17 protein-coding genes are annotated in these 15,547 nt (G+C 33.3%); 3 read left to right on the forward strand and 14 right to left on the reverse strand.

Annotation, left to right across the window (positions count from 1 at the left end; all coding sequences use genetic code 11):
• Positions 1-16: 16 nt before the first annotated feature.
• From RM542_RS13245 to RM542_RS13260, 4 genes are all read right to left on the reverse strand, one after another.
• Positions 17-1,474, reverse strand: coding sequence for a hypothetical protein (locus RM542_RS13245; protein WP_311386228.1), 1,458 nt, complete (start codon positions 1,472-1,474; stop codon positions 17-19).
• Complete coding sequence (locus RM542_RS13250) at positions 1,452-2,042, reverse strand: hypothetical protein (protein WP_311386229.1); 591 nt, start codon at positions 2,040-2,042, stop codon at positions 1,452-1,454. The genes RM542_RS13245 and RM542_RS13250 overlap by 23 nt, the downstream gene beginning before the upstream one ends.
• Entirely contained in the window at positions 2,026-2,568 is a 543-nt protein-coding gene (locus RM542_RS13255; protein ID WP_311386230.1) for an RNA polymerase sigma factor, read from the reverse strand. Before RM542_RS13255 ends, RM542_RS13250 begins: the two co-directional genes overlap by 17 nt.
• 135 nt (positions 2,569-2,703) lie before the next feature.
• On the reverse strand, positions 2,704-3,129 hold the full coding sequence (locus RM542_RS13260; RefSeq protein ID WP_311386231.1) for an Ohr family peroxiredoxin: 426 nt from the start codon (positions 3,127-3,129) through the stop codon (positions 2,704-2,706).
• A 110-nt stretch (positions 3,130-3,239) separates the two neighbouring features.
• Here RM542_RS13260 and meaB point away from each other — a divergent pair, with 110 nt between their 5' ends.
• The 3 genes from meaB to RM542_RS13275 are packed head-to-tail and all read left to right on the forward strand — an operon-like array spanning position 3,240 to position 6,130.
• The gene (gene meaB / locus RM542_RS13265) at positions 3,240-4,265 is read left to right on the forward strand and encodes a methylmalonyl Co-A mutase-associated GTPase MeaB (protein ID WP_311386232.1); all 1,026 of its coding nucleotides are present in this window, start codon (positions 3,240-3,242) and stop codon (positions 4,263-4,265) included.
• 46 nt (positions 4,266-4,311) lie between these two features.
• Positions 4,312-5,274, forward strand: a complete 963-nt coding sequence (locus tag RM542_RS13270; protein ID WP_311386272.1) for a glycosyltransferase family 2 protein — start codon at positions 4,312-4,314, stop codon at positions 5,272-5,274.
• Positions 5,255-6,130 carry a lysylphosphatidylglycerol synthase transmembrane domain-containing protein gene (locus RM542_RS13275; RefSeq protein ID WP_311386233.1) on the forward strand — a complete coding sequence of 292 codons (876 nt, stop codon included), beginning with the start codon at positions 5,255-5,257 and terminating at the stop codon, positions 6,128-6,130. The genes RM542_RS13270 and RM542_RS13275 overlap by 20 nt, the downstream gene beginning before the upstream one ends.
• Here the strand turns inward: RM542_RS13275 and RM542_RS13280 are convergent.
• The 10 genes from RM542_RS13280 to RM542_RS13325 all read right to left on the reverse strand — a co-directional run bounded on the left by RM542_RS13280 (position 6,127) and on the right by RM542_RS13325 (position 15,279).
• Positions 6,127-7,782: a glycosyltransferase family 39 protein gene (locus RM542_RS13280; RefSeq protein WP_311386234.1), complete on the reverse strand. Its 1,656-nt coding sequence runs from the start codon at positions 7,780-7,782 to the stop codon at positions 6,127-6,129. The genes RM542_RS13275 and RM542_RS13280 overlap by 4 nt on opposite strands.
• Complete coding sequence (locus RM542_RS13285) at positions 7,779-8,354, reverse strand: phosphatase PAP2 family protein (RefSeq protein ID WP_311386235.1); 576 nt, start codon at positions 8,352-8,354, stop codon at positions 7,779-7,781. Before RM542_RS13285 ends, RM542_RS13280 begins: the two co-directional genes overlap by 4 nt.
• Positions 8,355-8,357: 3 nt before the next feature.
• Positions 8,358-8,585, reverse strand: coding sequence for a hypothetical protein (locus RM542_RS13290; protein WP_311386236.1), 228 nt, complete (start codon positions 8,583-8,585; stop codon positions 8,358-8,360).
• A gap of 12 nt (positions 8,586-8,597) precedes the next feature.
• Complete coding sequence (locus tag RM542_RS13295; protein WP_311386237.1) at positions 8,598-9,983, reverse strand: MATE family efflux transporter; 1,386 nt, start codon at positions 9,981-9,983, stop codon at positions 8,598-8,600.
• A 45-nt stretch (positions 9,984-10,028) separates the two neighbouring features.
• Positions 10,029-10,808 (reverse strand): nucleoside triphosphate pyrophosphohydrolase, encoded by a 780-nt coding sequence (gene mazG / locus RM542_RS13300; RefSeq protein WP_311386238.1) that lies wholly within the window; start codon positions 10,806-10,808, stop codon positions 10,029-10,031.
• A gap of 102 nt (positions 10,809-10,910) precedes the next feature.
• Positions 10,911-11,270: a CoA-binding protein gene (locus RM542_RS13305; RefSeq protein ID WP_311386239.1), complete on the reverse strand. Its 360-nt coding sequence runs from the start codon at positions 11,268-11,270 to the stop codon at positions 10,911-10,913.
• 351 nt (positions 11,271-11,621) lie between these two features.
• Positions 11,622-12,176 (reverse strand): pyridoxamine 5'-phosphate oxidase family protein, encoded by a 555-nt coding sequence (locus RM542_RS13310; protein ID WP_311386240.1) that lies wholly within the window; start codon positions 12,174-12,176, stop codon positions 11,622-11,624.
• Positions 12,177-12,185: 9 nt separating this feature from the next.
• The gene (locus tag RM542_RS13315) at positions 12,186-13,193 is read right to left on the reverse strand and encodes a beta-ketoacyl-ACP synthase III (protein ID WP_311386241.1); all 1,008 of its coding nucleotides are present in this window, start codon (positions 13,191-13,193) and stop codon (positions 12,186-12,188) included.
• A 104-nt stretch (positions 13,194-13,297) separates the two neighbouring features.
• On the reverse strand, positions 13,298-14,608 hold the full coding sequence (locus RM542_RS13320; RefSeq protein WP_311386242.1) for an AarF/UbiB family protein: 1,311 nt from the start codon (positions 14,606-14,608) through the stop codon (positions 13,298-13,300).
• An 11-nt stretch (positions 14,609-14,619) separates the two neighbouring features.
• Positions 14,620-15,279, reverse strand: a complete 660-nt coding sequence (locus RM542_RS13325; protein WP_311386243.1) for a TetR family transcriptional regulator C-terminal domain-containing protein — start codon at positions 15,277-15,279, stop codon at positions 14,620-14,622.
• Between the last annotated feature and the right edge of the window lie 268 nt (positions 15,280-15,547).

A 15,547-nucleotide genomic window follows, 5' to 3' on the forward strand; every position in this document is an offset into this window, starting at 1 on the left:
TTTAAGTAATATAAAGCTAGTTTTCTAGAACCACTTCGCTGTATTTTGAATTAACAGTTATTAATTTACCAGAGTTATTGTTAGCTTTATAGCCTTTATGAATAACTGTTTCAAAATTATTGGTTTTGTTCATTTTAAAATCTGAAGGATAAACAATTTTAGATTTAGTTCCATTTAAATAAAGAGAAACAGGCCCGCTTGGCATTTCACAACGGAATTCGCCGTTTTGTACTGACACATCAATATCAGAAAAATTATTTGAAACTGAATTAATAACCAGTTTTCCAAGATCATTAACTACAATGGCTCGGTCATTCAGTTGTTCAATAACAACATTTGAAGATGTTGCATTTAAACGCAAATCTCCAACTTCTTTTAAACTCACATGCTCGGCATAATCTGCTTTTAGTTGACCATAATTCCATTTTTGAACGATTACAGGACTATATGATGCTCTGATATCAGTTTTTTTGCCATCAATAGTTGAAGCAAGCAAACTTGCGTAGCGCAAGCTTGCATTGATATTGTTAGTTGTTCTAGCCAGTTTCACCTCACCATGTTTTACATTCATTTTTAAACGTGTTGATTTTGGCATTTTAATTTTAATGGTTTTCTTGACTTTATATTTTTTACCCTCACCATCTGAAGAAAAATAAAAGATACTTGGTTCATCATCAGTATCACGAGAAAAGAATAAACTTCGTTTTTCACTTTCTTCTTCCATCTTTTCCCTTCGTTCCTCCATCTTCTCCCGTCGTTCCTCCATAAGTTTAGCACGTTCTGCAGATCTCTTCTCAAGCTCGGCAGCACGCTTTTCCATTTCCTTAGTTCGCTCTTTAATTCTTTGTTCCAGACGCTCAGACCTTTCTTTTGCCTGTTTTTCATATCGTTTTCCCCAATCCTCAAGTTTTTCCTTGTAATCTTCATCAAACTCTTTTCTGAATTGTTTTGTCCATTCCTTCATATACTTATCTCCATCTTTTTGATAAGCATCATAATCAAATTGTTTAAAGTTCATTGACGGTAATGGAGGTATAACTGCCATTTCAGGCCATTCTCCAATCTCAGCTAACTCGGGTATTTCAATGTCCAAAAAAAATGGTTCGATAAAAGATTCAGCGTCAAACTCAAATTCAACTGCAGAATCGAAAAATCTATTAGGAAAAGAATTCCTGCCTGACGTACTTACTTCAATTTCTTTACTATTTCCCATCATTTTGAAAGGAGTATTCTCAAAGTATTCTGCCGCTTCTTCATCACTTGCTCCTTCAAGCTCAACCATAGCGGTAATTTCCACTTGGTTTTTATCCCAAGTTTCAAATTCAATATCGGTATGGGTGGTGTTAATTTCTACTACCGCATCATCAGCCACATTAAATGTTTCTTTAAAAGTCTTCGATTCTTTTTGAGCAAATAACCCTGTTGTTGACAAAAGGGTCAAGGCCAATGTTTTAAATAATATTTGTTGATTCATGTTCATTTTTTGATGATTTTAATTGATTTAATTTTGATTTTAATTTTTGCATTAACTGCAATCGTAACTGAAGATTATTAATTGCTGCTTCAATAGTTTGATCATTAGGCCCTATTTCATTCAGCTCTTTATTTAAAACTTCATATTCTATATTTAGCTCATCTAACCGAGACAAAAAACCGTCGACAACTTCTTTATTTTCCTCCGACACTTTTAGTTTAGAGAGTTCGTAATTAATATTAGCGACGTAATAATTCTCAACTTTTTTTAACTCTGGTGATAAATCACCTAATGAAATAGATTTTTTTAAATCATCTTTAGTATGCTCTACCACGGTGGTTTTAATTACATCCTTATTATGGCTTTCTTTCAAGAGAAGATAACTTCCAATACTCAACACAATCACAACTGATGCAGCAATTTTTAACCATAAATATGAGTTTGTTCTTTTAGCAGATGGAAGCTCTTCTTCTAATAGACTTAAAAACCGATTCTCATGCCCATCTTTCATTTTGAATTTTTCATTCTCTCGTTGTTCTTTGAACAACTCTCTAAGATCCTGTGCCATACTTCACTTCCTTTAGTAATTCTTTTAATTTTCCTTTTCCACGAACTAACCTTGTCCTGGAAGCAGTTTCAGAAATTTTCAAAATTCCAGCAATTTCATTGTGATCATAGCCTTCAACTAAATAAAGTTGAACTACATATCTATACTTATCAGTTAAGGAATCTATTGCCTTTTTTATTTCATCTAAACTTACACTTTCATCAACCTCCCAATTATCATCATCTGTTATATGCATATATCCTTCGTCAAGCTCCAAGGTTCTTTCCTTTTTCGATTTTAAAAAGTCGATACTTCTATTAACTACAATTCGTTTTAACCACGCTCCAAAAGTTACTTCACCACTATATTGTTCTATTTTTTGAAAGGCTTTGATGAAAGATTCTTGTAAAACATCTTCAGCATCATCGCTATTCTTCAAAAATCGCATTGCTACACAGAACATTCCTTCACAATATTGCTGATACAGCTTTAATTGTGCTTTACGGTCGTTGGTTTTACACCTTTCTACCAATTCAATGTGCAACATGGTTGATTTTAGTGTTGTTTATTGTTGTCTTAAAGACGAAGAAAAAATAACGGTGTGGCAAAATACTTTTATTTAAATAAAAAAATCCTATTAAAAATGATTCAATAGGATGTTAATGATTTGTAATTCAGATTATTACATATCAATTAATAAATTTAAATGTACTGTTATATTATCTCTAGTTGCCTTACTATACGGGCAAATATCATGCGCAGCGGTTATAAGATTCTCACCCGTTTCTTGATTAACGGTTGGCAAATAGGTATCTAACGTAGCCTCTAGAAAAAATCCATCTTCTTCTTGATTGAAAGAAACGACTGCAGTGACACTAAAATCACCTAAATCATCAATATTATGTTCTTTTGCCACATGCTGCACAGCACCAGCAAAACAAGTAGCATATGCCGCTGCAAATAATTCTTCCGGATTTGTAGAGCCGGTATTTGATTTGCCTTTGCTTGTTGGCATTTCAATTTTATAATCTATCGTTCCATCTTCACTCTGAACATTTCCCGTTCTACCGCCAGTGTTCGTTGCTTTTGCTTCAAATAAAGTTTTCATTTATGTCATATTTTATGGTACAAAAATTATCATTTGTACTATGATACTAGTAGCGGACACTATTAAATTTATGTGAAAAGTATACCTTAGTAGCATTAGAAGGTTTTGTGGTGAAAAAAACAGGCGTTAAATCAGGGCAAAAAGTCAAAAAAATCAAAAGGCAAGAACTAACAACCGAAGACTTGTTAAGTGGTATTCGCAATTTTGATAAGGCCGTTTTAGCAAAATCTATAACTCTTATAGAAAGTAATAAACCTGCACATTTTGATAAAGCCGAAAAACTCATTACTGAAGCTTTAAAATTTACATCAAAAAGTATCAGAATTGGAATTACTGGAATCCCCGGTGTAGGCAAAAGTACTTTTATTGAAGCTTTCGGTTCACATTTAACCGAACTAGGAAGAAAAGTCGCAGTATTAGCTGTTGACCCTTCAAGCACTGTTACAAAAGGTAGTATACTCGGGGATAAAACTAGAATGGAAATTTTGGCTAAAGACCCTAATGCTTTTATAAGGCCTTCTCCTGCAAGTGATTCTCTTGGTGGAGTTACTCGAAAAACTAGAGAAACAATTGTTTTATGTGAAGCAGCGGGTTATGACATTATTTTAGTTGAAACCGTAGGCGTTGGACAAAGTGAAACCGCAGTTCATAGCATGGTAGATTTCTTTTTGTTGTTGAAATTGGCAGGAGCGGGAGATGAATTACAGGGAATAAAAAGAGGTATAATGGAAATGGCAGATGCCATTGTAATCAATAAAGCAGACGGAAATAATTTAAAAAATGTAAAAATTACGCAAACGGAGTTTAGTAGAGCTCTACATTTATACCCACCTAAAGAGAATAAATGGACTCCACAGGTTTTAAGTTGTTCGTCCATGGAAAAAACTGGTATTTCCGAAATTTGGAATATGATTTCGGAGTTTATAGAACTAACCACAAACAATGAATACTTTGAAATAAATCGCACTAATCAAAATCAAAATTGGTTTTTACAAACAGTTGACGAATTACTAAAACATCAGTTTTATCAAAAAAACAAAATTAAAGAGCATTCCAAAGAGCTCTTAACCCAAATTAAAGCAAAGCAAATTTCCCCATTTACCGCAGCAAAATTATTGGTGTTTGAACCCAAATAATAACAAGTTTAAAAACCCTAAATTTGCCAGAATTTACAGCCATGACATGCATATAGTAACAGACTCTTTTTTATCTATAGTTGTTCCTTTTTATAATGAACAGGACAACGTAGTTCTTCTTACTCAAAAAATTCATGAAAGCCTAAAAGGATATCATTATCAAATTATTTATGTTGACGACTTTTCAACTGACAGTACAAGAAAGGTTGTTAAAGATATGGATGATGACAAAGTGCATTTAATTGAATTAAAGAAGAATTATGGTCAAAGTCTAGCATTAGCCGCTGGAATTGATTACGCAGAAGGAGATTATATTATTACCATGGATGGAGACTTACAAAATGACCCTTCAGATATTCCTGAAATGCTAGAATTTGCAATTACAGATGAATATGATTTAATCACGGGGATTCGTCAGAAAAGAAAGGATTCTCTTATCAAAAAAATACCATCAAAAATTGCAAACTTTTTAGTACGTCGAGTAACAAAACTTGATATTAAAGATAATGGTTGTGCTCTCAAAGTTTTTACAAAAGATATTGCAAAAGGTCTTAACCTATATGGTGAAATGCATAGGTTCATTACCCTCTTGGCACATTTAGAGGGGGCTCAGATTAAACAGGTACCAGTAAAACATCATGCGCGTAATGCCGGTGTCTCTAAATATGGTTTAGAACGTGTTTTCAAAGTTGTCGCTGACATGATGCTTCTTCTATTTATTCGCAAATACTTTCAACGGCCCATACACTTATTTGGAATCTTTGGCGTGCTACTTATGATACTTGGAATACTTATAGAAATGTATCTTTTAGTGGTTAAATTTGGGTTTGGACAAGATATTGGTACCCGACCGCTCTTAATATTCGGTATGATGTTTATTCTTGGAGGTATTCAATTATTCACTATTGGTATTGTGATGGAGTTATTAATTAGAACCTATTACGAATCGCAATCGAAACGCCCTTATAGAATTAAGAAAATCACAATAGGTGACGGAAAAGCAGCGTAAACTATTAACCACAATCATAAAGGTTGCTGTTAGCACAGCTCTAATTTATTTCATTTTCACCAAAATCAATTTTGGTGATGTTCTACTTGTTGTTAAAAAAGCAAAGCTAGGATACCTTATACTTGCCTTACTACTTTTTGTATTTTCTAAGATTTTGAATGCGTTAAGACTCAACCTTTATTTTCATACCATTGGTGTAAAACTTAATCAGTTTAGCAATTTAAAATTGTACTTACTAGGTATGTTCTACAATCTATTTTTACCAGGTGGTATTGGCGGTGATGCCTACAAAGGCTATGTGATTCAGAAAAAATTCAAGGCCGGTACTAAAAAAGTGTTTTCCGTTTTATTACTGGATCGCTTAAGTGGTATGCTATTAATTTTTTTATATGTCTGTCTTTTAGGTTTAATATTAGAACATCAACTTATCCAGTCTTTTAGCATACTCTTTTTGACTGCTATTCCTCTAAGTATTCTAACTTTTTGGGGGCTAAACAAAAAAATATTTCCATATGCTATTTCGGCATTCTGGGGTTCTTTTCTTTATTCTGCTGTTTTGCAAGCAACCCAATTATTGGCTGTTGTTTGCATTTTAAAATCCCTAGCTATTACTTTAAATGAGGGGGCTTATTTATTTGTGTTTTTGATTTCGTCTATAGTTTCTGTTGTACCTCTAACCATTGGTGGTATTGGTAGTCGTGAGGTAACTTTTTTATATGGTGCGAAGTGGTTACAGCTTAGTGCTGATACCTCAGTAGCCATTAGCATGGTTTTCTTTTTAATAACCGCATTGGTATCACTTTTTGGAATTTATTATCACTTTAGAAAGCCTGAACTAGAAGTTTTAGATTATTAATAAATATGTACCAAGTGCATTTTATTAAGCTTTTTGGCTCTAGTTGATGGTTCAAGAAATTTCAATTGTAACCGCGTAATTCGAAATTGGTCGACAGTTAATTGCTTGTCCCAATCAAAACCAGCAGAAATAAGTTTTTTTAACTCCTTATCATTGGCATAAATCCAGATATCTTTTTTATCACTCAATTCTTCTAAAGATGTTATTTTAACTGGTTGTTTATTGTAAAAATCTAAAGCCCAGCTATAATCACCGAATTTGTAAATAGTATTTACATCAATATTATGCTCTTTTACCTTTTGAGCCATATTTGATCCACCTTGATATTTTAAAAGCGAAGGATAAAATTGTGTATTCAAAATTCCATTTAACAATAGAGAACTGCAAACAGATAAGGTAATAATACGCATGTAATAAGCTTCTCTCTTCAGACAGAAATAAACAATTATGAGTAATGTCAAAATAAGAATAACATAGCTGTACCAGTTTTGAAACTTAAAAAAATAAAAACACACTAAAACTGAAAAAATAAATACCAGACTTAGTATAAAGTATTGAACTCCGAGTAATACTTTTATAATTTTCTCTTTAGTAAACCGGTGGAGGCTATGTAAATAAGATGCAGTTAAAATCGCGTAAAGCGGCATCATTATGTTCATATAGTGCGGCAGTTTAAATTGCGCAAAACTTATAATCAAAAAAATAAGTGTTATTCCACCAAGTGTTAAGAACTCATAATTAGAATTATATAAAAACTTAAGTTTAATGAACGTTTTTATACGCCAACAATATGCTATTAATGCCAATACCGTCCAGGGTAAGAAAATCCATAAAAAAGTATGAAAAAAGAAAAAGTAATCACTGCTATTTTTTCCTACACCTTCTCCACTTAATCGCTCAAAACTTTGTTCCCAAAAGATAAAGAAGATACCACTGCGATTACTTTTACCTCTTATTATTTTCTCTGGATGTAAATCAAACTGCAGGTAATATGCATAGAGCATAGGAGTAATAGTTACTATAAATACTAAAAGGGCCACAAGCACCTTCCAGCTTAAAAATTGCTTCCACTTTCTAGTATATGCCATATGACATAAAATACAGATACCAATGACTAGTAAGGCTATTTGTCCTTTGGTTGAAAAAGCCAAACCTGCCCCGAATGCACCAAGTATAATATTTTTAAGAGTATTCCTTTCAACATATGTAATGAGTTGCCATATAGCGAAAATTGTGAACCCGGTTAAAACTGCATCTGTTCGAACATCAATAACGGATAGTACTATCGTTTGACAAGTCATAAAGATTAAAGCAGAGAATCTACCTATATCTTTATTGTAAAGTAACCTACCAAGTCCAAAACAACTATAAGCCCCCAATAAAGTAGCCAAAAAGCCAGGTATTCGATACGCCCAATCGTGAAGTCCAAATATTTTATATGAAATAGCGGCTAGCCAATAATGCATATGCGGCTTGTCAAGATATTCATTTGGTCCTTTAAAAAGGTTTATGAAATCGTTTTCTTGAACCATGCGCATTGCCATTACGGCAAATTGAGCAGAATCGTTCTCAAACAAAGTAACAAACATGCCGGCGATATAAACCAACACAATTAAAGCCATTAAAAACCAATATCTTATTGTAGAAATCATGCTTTAATTTTTAACGTTGCGAAGGAATATAAGTTAGCAAAAATCCACCCTAAAATACCACCAATTGTTAAACCAGTTATCACATCTAAAGGAAAGTGCACTCCGATATAAATTCTACTGTAACTTACCGATATTGACCAAAGCAAAAGAAATGGTCCCAATATTTTATATTTACTTTTAAAAAGAATAGCAAAAAAGATAGCAAGTGCAAACGAACTGGCTGCGTGAGCTGAAAAATACCCGTATTTGCCTCCGCATCGACTTTTTACCAAGCGCATGACATTCATTAAATCGTCATCATGACAAGGTCTAAACCGACCTACACCGTATTTAAAAAAGTTACCCAACTGGTCGGTACATGTAATCATCAATGCTATTGTAACTAATAAAACTCCCGTCTTTTTTGCGCCAAAAGACTTGTAAGAAATGAATAATAAAAAGGCATAAAGGGGAATCGTAATAAAACTAAATTTTTGAGATAGGTATAGCCAAAAACCATCCCAACTTTCAGTTCCTAAACCATTTAAAAATAAGAATAAGTCTCTGTCAAATTGAACTAATTGATCTACCATATATCAATCTTCATACCTAGAAACTTCTCTATCATAAAAAGCCGTTGCAGCTTCGATAGTATGCTCCATTTCAGCTTCTAATTCTTTCTCATCTTCCTTATCAAATTCTTCTAACCATTCCACCTCATCATCTTCTAGATTGATAACAAACCGAGGGAATTCAGTATGAACAATATAAATCCCGTTTGGGTAATCAGTATTATCCCCAAGTAAAAATTTAGGTAGTTCCATTAATCTTATAATTTATTCTTTTTTAAAAGCTGATGATTGAACAATTAAACGCTTTGTTAAATAATTAAATCTAATATACAACATTACAGCTGATGCCGTAAGACCTAATAACAGGCCAATCCATATACCTGTACTTTTCAAATTTGTATACAATCCTAAGTAAAAGCTTACTGGGAAACCTATCAGCCAATAGGCTATAAAAGTAATTAAAGTAGGTATTTTAACATCTTGAAGACCTCTTAAAGCTCCTAAAACTACCACTTGAATTCCGTCTGATATTTGAAAAATAGCGGCGACTAAGAGTAACTCGGCCGCAAGTATAATTACCTTGGTATTATCCATTTTGTTTACTAAATCATCAACATCTAAATAGATGGTTGGCAACCAATCGCGCCCCACTAAAAATATAGTCGCAAAAATAATTTCTAATAAAAAAGTCAACAGAAATATAGATTGGGCAATTCTTCGCAAGTCAGTAAAATTCTGTAATCCTTTTTGATTACCAACACGAACCATTGCGGCCACGCCAAGGCCCATACCCACCATAAAAGTCATACTACTTAAATTCAAAGCAATTTGATTAGCAGCTTGGGCATTTTTACCAAGAACACCACTTAACCAAATAGCTGCTGTGAAAATAGCAACTTCAAAAAACATTTGTAAAGCAGAAGGAAAGCCTAAGCTAATAATCTTTTGCATTACTTTTTTTTCAATTTTCTTAAAATTAAAGCCGGTGACATAATCGTGAAACTTCTTTTTTCGCTTTAATAAGAACCAGATATAAGCAACCATAATACATCTAGAGACTAAAGTACCTATTGCAGCACCCACGATGCCCAGTTTTGGAAATCCGAATGAACCAAAAATCAATAAATAGTTTAAAACAATGTTGACCACATTAGCTATAATTGTAGCATACATTGGATACTTGGTTTGCGATAGCCCTTCCGAGAATTGCTTGAACGCTTGAAATATAATTAGAGGAACCAATGAAAATGCAACTAATTCAAGATAGGGAATAGCTAATTCAACCACTTCTGGTGGCTGTTGCATGGTGTAAATCAATGGTTTTAAAAGTAAAATAATACCAAAAAGTGATAGACCTAAAACTGCACACAATATCAAACCATGTTTCAATGCACTTTTACCATTTGCTGGATTGCCAGCACCATCGGCCTCGGCAACTAACGGGGTTATTGCAGTCGAAAATCCAATCCCCAAAGACATCGCAATAAAAACAAAACTATTACCAAGTGAGACTGCGGCCAATTCAGCGGTACCTAACTGCCCCACCATAATATTATCAGCAAAAGCAACAAATGTGTGCCCTAGCATACCTAGAATTATAGGGTAAGACAGTCTTAGATTATAAGCAAATTCCTTAGTGTACTGCTTCAAACTTTCTCTTTATTAAATTGAATTGTGACAATTCTAAAAACACTATTAGTACTCGGTTGACTTTGCTTCCTCCCAGAACACATCCATTTCTGCTAGTGATAATTCTTTTAAGGATTTACCAGCTTCTTTTGCTTTTTTTTCTAAAAATTGGAAACGGCCAATAAACTTCTTATTAGTCCTTTCCAAAGCATTTTCAGGGTTAATATCTAAAAATCGTGCATAATTGACCATTGAAAACAATACATCACCAAATTCAGCCTCCATTTTAGCTCTATTTTCCGCTTTTACCTCATCTTGAAATTCCGCTAGCTCTTCTTCTAACTTCTCAAAAACTTGTTCTGGTTTCTCCCAATCAAAACCAACACCAGCAACTTTTTCTTGAATTCTATTAGCCTTAACTAACGCCGGCAAACTATTTGGTACTCCTTCCAAAACACTTTTCTTTCCCTCTTTAAGTTTTATAGTTTCCCAATTACGTTTGACATCTTCTTCGTCCTTAACCTTTACATCTCCATAAATATGCGGATGCCTATTAATAAGTTTCTCACAAATTCCATTAGCTACATCGGCAATATCAAAATCATTAGTTTCAGAACCAATTTTGGCATAAAAGACAATATGTAACAATAAATCACCTAGTTCTTTCTTTATTTCTTCGAAATCATTATCCAAAATAGCGTCACCTAACTCATAGGTTTCTTCAATTGTCAAATGGCGCAGTGTTTGCAGCGTTTGTTTTTTATCCCATGGACATTGCTCACGTAATTCGTCCATTATTGTCAATAATCTGTCAAAAGCTTCTATTTGATCTGATCTTGTAGTCATTAGTATTCAATTGTATTTCAAAGCTACAAACTGATTTGGCATGAATTTTACCAATATTTCAAAAGAAAACCATCATTTATTAACCGACGTGATTTTTAAGAATTAGAATTGATTTGTGGCAAGAAGTACTAAAGTACAAGACACCTCTACTTTAATTCCTTCATTTTCAAGCAGTTTGTAGAAGTCAGGATTTTCAGTTCCGGGATTAAAAATAACCCTTCTAGGGCTCAATGCTATGATGGTGTCATAGTATTGCTTTTGCCGTTCAGAGTTCAAATATAACGTTACAGTGTCTATTTTTGGTAATTCACTGAAATTAGTTTTAATTTGCACTTTATCAACCCAACCAGTTCTTAAACCAAAGGCAACTGTTGAAATGTTTTTTTCTAAAAGACGTTTTATTGCCAAATTACTGTATCTGTCTGGTTTTAAAGACGCTCCAAAAACGAGAGTTGTTTGCATATGTTAATTTATGTGTTAAACGAGCAAAAAAAAGTAACAATAGCGAAAAAATTGCGTCTATTGTAAGTAACAAAGAAATTAATCGTTGGTAAGACTGTATTTTTATAGTTAATGGTTAGTGTTTAGTATGGCTTATCAATGACAAAACCCTGACGTCTGCAAAGATGTTCAGGGTTTACTTTTTTATCAAAATCATTACTCGAGTTAATTTTTTGCAAAATTAGTAACATATTACATTTTCAAGCGTCTTTTATTGAAAGGCTAATAATCAATTTAAAAAATTGACCAAGCTTGAATTGTAAATGGTTGGTTAGTTCTTTTCAAGTGGTCACTAAAACCCTGATAGCAATGTCAGGGTTTATCTTTTTTAAAAATTGCTGTATCATGCCCATCAAGACTTTGTGTATTCTTCTTTTCCCAATAAGCTCTTATACCATCTTCTCCCTTATTTTCAGCCCAATCAATAAGTCCTTGGCGCTCTTCTTTAAAATCCATCAAGGGGACAGCCATTCCACAAGAAGTTTGAACTAAATCAATCTTAAAATCGATTAATTGTCGCCTGCCCAGAATGTCTTTAAAGAGTGAAATATGTTCCTTCCAAAAAGCATCATATTGGTGATATATGTTGGCAGTACCATATAATCTTAAAATTAAAGGAGGACCTTCAAAAGCGCAAAACATCAAGGTCATTCTATTTTGTTTCAACAAGTGTGCAGCAGTTTCATTGCCGCTCCCTGTTAAATTGAGCCATACAACACGATTTTCGTTCAGGACTCTGAGAGAATCTAATCCTTTCGGAGATATATTGATTTTGCCTTCTTGTATAGAAGTACCTACAAAAAACATGGGCTGTTTCTTAATAAAATCAGTAAGTTTAGGCGTGAGTTCTTTTAGTTGTTTGCCCATTTATCTTGTTTACCATCTTATAATAACGCTTCCCCAGGTAAATCCACTTCCAAAAGCCGCCAATACTACGAGGTCCCCTTCTTTTACCTTACCAGCTTCCCAGGCTTCAGTCAATGCTATTGGAATTGAAGCCGCTGTAGTATTACCATATTTCATGATATTATTAAATACTTGGTCGTTAGAAAGACCAAATTTCCGTTGTACAAACTGAGAAATTCTAAGATTAGCTTGATGTGGCACCAACATATTGATATCGGCAGCCTCCAACCCATTGGTCTTTAAACCTTCAATAATAACTTCGCTAAATCTAACTACAGCATTCTTAAAAACAAATTGGCCATTCATATATGGAAAATAAGACTCATCATCCGGGTTATTATCATTGATAATATCTGTTACCCATCGTTTACCCATACCTGGTGCAATTAACGATAACTCTTCGGCATGTTGACCTTCTGAGTGTAAATGTGTTGATAGAATTCCTTTTGAGGTATCTTCTTCTCTACTTACAACAGCAGCACCAGCACCATCGCCAAATATTACGGAAACACCTCTACCACGAGTTGTCATATCCAAACCACGCGAATGTACCTCTGAACCAATCACCAAAACATTTTTATACATTCCGGTTTTAATATATTGATCCGCAACTGAAATACCATAAACAAAACCTGAACATTGATTTCTAACATCCAATGCCCCTACTGTTTTTATTCCTAAATCACGTTGCACTAAGACTCCCGGCCCAGGGAAATAATAATCAGGACTCAAGGTGGCAAAAACGATAAAATCGATTTCATCTTTATCTATACCTGCACGTTCGATTGCTACTTTTGCTGCTTCAACCCCCATTGAGGTAGTGGTATCAGCTTCGGAATTAACATGTCTTCTCTCTTTAATTCCTGTTCGTTCTTGAATCCATTCGTCATTAGTATCCATGACCTTAGAAAGATCATCATTACTTACCACATTGTCAGGCACGTAATAGCCAAGACCAGTTATTTTAGAATTATACATAAAATGCGTTGTTTACGGGATTATAGCCGCTATTTAATGGAAAAGTAAAAAAATATATTTTGTACTCCTTAAAAAAAACGAATTTTCAGTAAAGTTTAGCTTATCTAGTCGATATACTTCCTAAAATTATTAACCTCAACCTTAGCCTTCAAATCATGTAATAAATTATACAATCCAAAGAAGGTTCGATTCATATATAAGAAATGTTTGGAGCCCCTATTACCATTCATTTTACGTATCTGATCATCTTTAGAATAGCGTTCACTTAAATCGGCAATCTGAGACCAAAACAAATCATTTCCAAAATCAAAGGTCTCTTCATTAAAAGGTGAAGTAAATAAAGTGAGCATTTCTTTGAACAAAGCAGTGAAAAATTCCAATTCTTTTTTAGAATCTGTCGGTGTTAAAATCTCTAACTCGTACAGCTTTTCTGTAAATACTTTTTGATTACTGATATTATCTTTTTCCGCTAATTCAAAATAAGGTATATAAAACTCATCTGGAATTTGTTTGATACAACCAAAGTCAATAGCTATTAGAGTATTCGTTTCACTCACTAAAAAATTACCGGGATGCGGATCAGCATGAACTTTTCGTAAACCATGTATTTGAAACATGTAAAAATCCCATAATGCCTGACCTAATTTATTACCAATATCAGATGTAAAGTCAGTTTTAGCGAACTCACTTAAATGCTTCCCTTTCATCCAATCCATTGTGATGATTCTCTCGCTGGATAAAGCTTCATAATACTTTGGAAATGCAATATTTGGAATGATATTACAAGCCTCGGTAATTTCTTTGCTTTGTTTAAGTTCTAAAATATAATTAGTTTCTTCAACCAGTTTATGCTCGACTTCCTTAAAATACTTGTCAGAGTCTTTTCCTTTTAAATTAAACATTCGAATGGCAATGGGTTTAACAATAGCTAAATCACTGCTAATGCTTTGAGCCACTCCTGGGTACTGAATTTTGACAGCCAGAACTTTGTCATCTTTGGTTGCTTTGTGCACTTGCCCAATACTCGCAGCATTTATGGAATCTTTGGTAAACGTGTCAAATATATCTTCAGGATATTTACCTAGGTATTTTTTAAAAGTTTTTCTAACTAAAGGTGCAGATAATGGTGGAACTGAAAACTGGGACAACGAAAATTTTTCAACATATGCATTAGGCAATAAGTTCTTTTCCATGCTCAACATTTGAGCTACTTTTAAGGCACTACCCTTTAAGCTTTTTAATCCGTCATAAATATCTGTAGCGTTATCTTCGTTTAATTCATCTTTGCCTAGCTCAGGATTTACAAGTTTCTTACTATAATATTTGGCATAATTACCTCCAATTTTAACACCAGTTTTAACCAACTTACCTGCTCTTTCAATTTTACCTGTCGGAATTTTATCAAGTGTTTTCATAACTTATTTTTTTAGGCAAAATTTTCTTTATATAAAAACTTTCCAAAATCAATTAAACTATCTAAAGGTGTATTATCAAAAACATCAAAAATTGTTGTTACTGATTTCTCAATAGCCAAATCTGTTTTTTCAAATCCAGCGGAAGAATCGTCCATCCAAAATTTCAATAAAAATGCAAACTGTACCCATGCACCCTCTGAAAATACTCTTGGGCTCTGTTTGGTGATTTTAAGCGTTTTATCAGCATTAGATTCTTCAATAAGCTCAATAGCAAATTCTTTAATATGACTTCGTAAATCTTTTAGCTCTGCCATTTTATCCAACATTTTGCGATTAGTACTTAACGTAAAAAGAACATAACTGCGATTCATTGTCAACAATTCAAACATGGTGTAGAAAAATGTCAGCATTTTATCTTTGTTACTGAAATTTTCATAATCCTTGTTCTTATGTAATAAAGTGGTGGTATTTAAAAAGAACTTATTCCAAATACTTTTTTGAAGAGCCTCGAAAGACCCAAAGTACTTGTAAAACTCATCTTCCTTAATTTTATGCTCTTTACAAAATTTAAATATCGACTTAGGATGAACCTCATTTTCCAATACAAAATTCATATAGTGAGCGATTATTTTATCATCCGTCATTTTAACTGAAATTACTTTTGTTGCCATTTTATATTTTGTTTACTCTAAATTAAAAAAAATAGAACTAATCTTTCTTTATTATTTCTTAAAAACGGAAAACGCACCTCTGAGCGGAGGTGCGTTTTCAACAACCTAACCAATAAATAAACAAACTTGTTGTGGATAAACCCTTCTTCATAGCAATTAAATATCCCAACAGAACAAAAATAGTTATTGTTTAATTATTACAGGTATTTATTAAACAAAATATATGTTAAAGTTTGTATTAAGAGATTTGAAATTCTTTATAAATGCC

Source organism: Croceitalea sp. P059, from assembly GCF_031846365.1.
GTDB classification, from domain to species: Bacteria; Bacteroidota; Bacteroidia; order Flavobacteriales; family Flavobacteriaceae; genus Croceitalea; species Croceitalea vernalis.

Coding starts and splice junctions, on each gene's coding strand:
- RM542_RS13255 (WP_311386230.1), bottom strand. CDS start 2,568: ATGTTGCACATTGAATTGGTAGAAAGGTGTAAAACCAACGACCGTAAA.
- RM542_RS13305 (WP_311386239.1), bottom strand. CDS start 11,270: ATGCAAACAACTCTCGTTTTTGGAGCGTCTTTAAAACCAGACAGATAC.
- RM542_RS13320 (WP_311386242.1), bottom strand. CDS start 14,608: ATGAAAACACTTGATAAAATTCCGACAGGTAAAATTGAAAGAGCAGGT.
- RM542_RS13260 (WP_311386231.1), bottom strand. CDS start 3,129: ATGAAAACTTTATTTGAAGCAAAAGCAACGAACACTGGCGGTAGAACG.
- RM542_RS13290 (WP_311386236.1), bottom strand. CDS start 8,585: ATGGAACTACCTAAATTTTTACTTGGGGATAATACTGATTACCCAAAC.
- mazG (WP_311386238.1), bottom strand. CDS start 10,808: ATGACTACAAGATCAGATCAAATAGAAGCTTTTGACAGATTATTGACA.
- RM542_RS13310 (WP_311386240.1), bottom strand. CDS start 12,176: ATGGGCAAACAACTAAAAGAACTCACGCCTAAACTTACTGATTTTATT.
- RM542_RS13270 (WP_311386272.1), top strand. CDS start 4,312: ATGCATATAGTAACAGACTCTTTTTTATCTATAGTTGTTCCTTTTTAT.
- RM542_RS13325 (WP_311386243.1), bottom strand. CDS start 15,279: ATGGCAACAAAAGTAATTTCAGTTAAAATGACGGATGATAAAATAATC.
- RM542_RS13250 (WP_311386229.1), bottom strand. CDS start 2,042: ATGGCACAGGATCTTAGAGAGTTGTTCAAAGAACAACGAGAGAATGAA.
- RM542_RS13280 (WP_311386234.1), bottom strand. CDS start 7,782: ATGATTTCTACAATAAGATATTGGTTTTTAATGGCTTTAATTGTGTTG.
- RM542_RS13315 (WP_311386241.1), bottom strand. CDS start 13,193: ATGTATAATTCTAAAATAACTGGTCTTGGCTATTACGTGCCTGACAAT.
- RM542_RS13245 (WP_311386228.1), bottom strand. CDS start 1,474: ATGAATCAACAAATATTATTTAAAACATTGGCCTTGACCCTTTTGTCA.
- RM542_RS13285 (WP_311386235.1), bottom strand. CDS start 8,354: ATGGTAGATCAATTAGTTCAATTTGACAGAGACTTATTCTTATTTTTA.